Raw genomic sequence first — 4077 nt, 5'->3', positions numbered from 1 at the left:
AATTCTTTAATCAAATCATGATATTTTGCAACTGGATAAGTACCATCTGCATCAGAAATTGCTATATACTCAAATTTAGAGTTTAAGATTCCAGTCTTAAGTGAAGCACCATAACCTTTGTTGAATTTATGTTCTACAAATTTAACATTTTCTAAACTTATTTTATTGTATTTATATTTAGTAGAGCCATCATTTATTACAATAATTTCATAAGTTAATTTATCTACTTTTTTTAGAGATTTTATTAAGTCTTTAATAGTTTCTTCTAGAACTTTTGGATTCTCATTATAACACGGGATTATAAAAGAAATTTCTTTTTTTGTTGTCATCTAAGTATTGAAAAAATAAAGGGTTTATAAAGATTTTTAATTAAATTTATTTTCACCAAAATTAATTTGCTAGAAATTTTATATAAAATAAAATTTATTTCAATTTACTTTAAACAAGAATTCCGTTTCAGTTTTGTATAACATTGTGAATCTATTTTGTTCATCTGAAGTGATTTGAACTAAGTTATCATTTAAATTTTTTACATCTTCTTCAGTTTTAATTCTACAAGATGCTCCAACTACAAAATACTCGAAATTATATTTTTTCAAGAAAGAATAAATTTCATTATTATTTGCACCTTTTAAGAATTCATGATAAACTTCATACTCATTTTCCAAATCTTCTGAACGATATTTAAAATCTCTATTAAATTCTTCATTAATTATTTCAGTTGAAAAATCGTAAGCTATTAAATAATCTGAATCTGAACATAAATTAACTATTTTTGAACCTTTAGGGATTAAATTGTCATCTCTTAAGTCTCCATACAAACCAAGAGATTGAGGAACCATTATCCTATGATCGGGCCACATAGAATTGTTAGCTCCATATTTTGCCACAAAAGATGTTGATAAAATTAAAATTATTACAATTATACCAAAAATTGCACCTAAAGCTTTTGAATTTTTATTCAATCCACTATAAATTAGAGCAATACTAAATCCTACAATTATTGAGGCAAATATCGCAAGATAAGTCCACATCCTAAATGGCATAAAAGTAATCGATAGTCTTACTCCTTGTGTTAAAATTAAAATAAAAAATGTAAAATAGCCTACAAATAATAAACCAAAATTCTTTTTCATTAAGAATTTATTAGAATTTCTAATTAAGAAATATACTCCAATTAAGAAAAATATTGAAAAGAATATTCCCCAACCAATAGGATTATTAATCATATTTTGTGATGTTGCAAAGAAATAATCTGAAAATGTGTAAATTCTTGAAGATGAACCTTCTACTTCTAAAAGTTTAAATGGGAGAAGATTTAATAAAAAGAAAAAAACCATACTCCCCATTAAAATTGTAAATCTAATGTATTTAATGTTTAATATATTTTTAATATATTTAAACCAATATTTATTTGTATAAATTAAAATGATAGATAAAATGAAACCAATTAATAATATAAATAATATAGGTAGATTATTTACAATTGGAGGTAAGAAGCTTTCTAATCCTCCCATACTTGCACGAACATAATTAGAGATATAAAATGAATGTCTAAATAATGTTGGAATGTAGAACAATAAACTTAACCCTAAACCTAGAAGCAAACTATCTAATATTTCCCTATTGAACTCTTTAGTTGCTAAAACTTTTAAAAAATAATATCCTAAAAGAATTCCAATCATAATGAATCCTGTGAAAAAATGATTAACTAGTAAGGAACCTAAGAGTATTCCTACAACATATCTCCAGTTTTTATTCTCATTGATTTTTAGTAAAAAGTATAAGAATACTAATGTTAGTGTCATATTAAATGAAAGAGAAAATATGAAATGACTAACCCAAGAAGGTACTGCAAAAAATGCTATACTTGAGAAAAAAGCAATATCTAATCCGTTTTTTTGTAATTTGAATAGTTCTTTTACAAAGAAAAAGAAAAATAACATTCCCAACCCTAGTACTAAATTATGAAAAAATTTCATTGTCCAATATATTGAATCATTACTTTGGTGTATAACCCCCATAAAAACTTGATAACCTTGAGGATAAGGTTCAGAGTAATGATCATATTTGTATGGAGCACTAAAGGTCTGTTCTTCAGCAATTACTTTTGACACTAGAGTATAACCCCAAGGATCATAATCTTCCATATAAGAGTATTTGAATGAGCCTCCTATATATGTAAAAGATAGAACAATAAACATTATAAGAATAGAAACCAAATAAAATATCTCCTTTTTTGATTTAACTTTGAACAATGCAGAAATTTTCTTTGATTTGAAATTAAATTTATTCTTATATGCTTGAATTGCTATTAATATTGTTGCGAACAATATATAGATTAAGATATTAAGAGGAATAAATAATAAATTCATAATTATACCAAGAATTGTAAAAAACATAATTCCTGCTCCGATTCTCATTGCAAGTTGTTCATAAAGATTTGCTTTGTATTCAACAAATAGGTCTATTATGAAACTTAAACCTATTGTAATGTAGAGAAATGCTAGTATAGATAGTAACATATAAAAATTAGATAGGGGTTATTTATATAAGTTATGATGATATAAAGGATATAATGAATAATATTAACTAATTACAGGAAAAATATTTAAATAAACCTAATCTAAAATTATTATGAAACACTATTTTCAGCATTAATTTAAATAATAATGGGAAATAGGACCTAGAAATACGAGAATGATAAAAATTAACCAAATAATAACTAAATTGTCCTCAAGATTTAATCTAGATTTGAATTATTTTTTAAAAGGTGGATTCTGGCTAACATTAGGTCAACTTTCAAATATGCTTAAAGGTGTGATTATAAGTTATCTTTTTGCAAATCTTCTATCTAAAGAAGTATATGGACAATATGTATTTATAATCTCAATGTTAAGTATTAGTCTGATTTTTTCATTACAAGGGATGGGACCTACAATAATAGAAGCTATAGCAAGGAAATATGATGGAACATATTTTGAAGCATTAAAAAGAATTTCAATATGGAGCTTACTAGGAAGTATATTTTTAATCATAACATCTATTTATATGAAATTTGCAAGTAGAACTCAAGAAAGTTTTATATTTTTAATATTAGCGTTAATACTACCAATATACAGTTTATCCGGCCAATATATTAGCTTTTTTAATGGGAAAAAAAGATTTGATTTAAATATAATTCTTACAACAATATTTAATATCATCTCAACATCGATAATAGCAATAATAATATTCTTAAAATTGAACTTGTTTTGGTTAGTGCTAGGCACAGTCTTAACACAAATTATGATCCAGGGATACTTTAGTTTGATTCTAGTTAGGAAATATCTAGAAAATGATAATATTGATAACTCTAATGTTGAATTTGGAATTAAAACCAGCTTTTCATCTGCAATAATAATGCTTTCGAGCTATGCTGATAATTTAATTATTGCTTTTTTTCTAGGATTTGAGGAATTAGCAATATTTACTATTGTCACGCTAGTACCTCAACAGACTAAGAGCTTATATAAATCATTCAGTCCACTAATATTACCTAAACTTGCCAACTTAAAAAAGATAGAAAACAACAAGATAATATTACATTTTTTCCAACTAATGATACCTGCCATAATTTTAATAGTATTATATATAGTGTTCGGTCCGCTAATATTTAAATATTTATATCCTAAATATTCTGAGTACTATATTTATAGTTTAATGTATCAAATAAGCTTTATAACAATGCCAATAATTCTATTAAATAGAATACTAGTTCAAAAGAAAAAAACAAAAACACTAAATAAAATAAATACATATACATCTGTAATGGTTGTATTCTTGTCACTAATATTGACAATTACAATGGGACTTCTTGGAAGTATAATCGCAAGAATAATCTATAGATTTTTATCACTTGGAACATATATCTATTATTTCAAAAAGGCATAAAATTTATTATAGATATTATAATAAAGGGCTTTATCCGAAGTAGATTTATAAAGTTCAAATTTCTTTAATTATTATGATTCGTAAACTTGTACAAAAACAAATAATTCCTCACGAGAATTCTTTTCGTCAAGAATTAAATAAGAT

The 4077-nt window shown here is 24.7% G+C and carries 3 protein-coding genes; 1 reads left to right on the top strand and 2 read right to left on the bottom strand.

Annotated elements, in window-relative coordinates; genetic code table 11:
- Window positions 1-329 (bottom strand): glycosyltransferase family 2 protein (locus PF569_03670; protein ID MDA3855331.1); only part of this gene is annotated, 329 nt, incomplete at its 3' end.
- A gap of 99 nt (window positions 330-428) precedes the next feature.
- Window positions 429-2525 carry a hypothetical protein gene (locus PF569_03665; GenBank protein ID MDA3855330.1) on the bottom strand — a complete coding sequence of 699 codons (2097 nt, stop codon included), beginning with the start codon at window positions 2523-2525 and terminating at the stop codon, window positions 429-431.
- 175 nt (window positions 2526-2700) lie between these two features.
- On the opposite strand from PF569_03665, the gene PF569_03660 reads away from it, so the two are divergent.
- Window positions 2701-3933: an oligosaccharide flippase family protein gene (locus tag PF569_03660; GenBank protein ID MDA3855329.1), complete on the top strand. Its 1233-nt coding sequence runs from the start codon at window positions 2701-2703 to the stop codon at window positions 3931-3933.
- Window positions 3934-4077: the final 144 nt, after the last annotated feature.

Source organism: Candidatus Woesearchaeota archaeon (assembly GCA_027858315.1).
In the GTDB taxonomy this organism is placed as follows: domain Archaea; phylum Nanobdellota; class Nanobdellia; order Woesearchaeales; family UBA583; genus UBA583.
The sequence above is the reverse complement of the archived record's forward strand: the minus strand, read 5'-3'. Positions and strand labels throughout refer to the sequence as shown.

Coding starts and splice junctions, on each gene's coding strand:
- PF569_03665 (MDA3855330.1), bottom strand. CDS start 2,525: ATGTTACTATCTATACTAGCATTTCTCTACATTACAATAGGTTTAAGT.
- PF569_03660 (MDA3855329.1), top strand. CDS start 2,701: ATGATAAAAATTAACCAAATAATAACTAAATTGTCCTCAAGATTTAAT.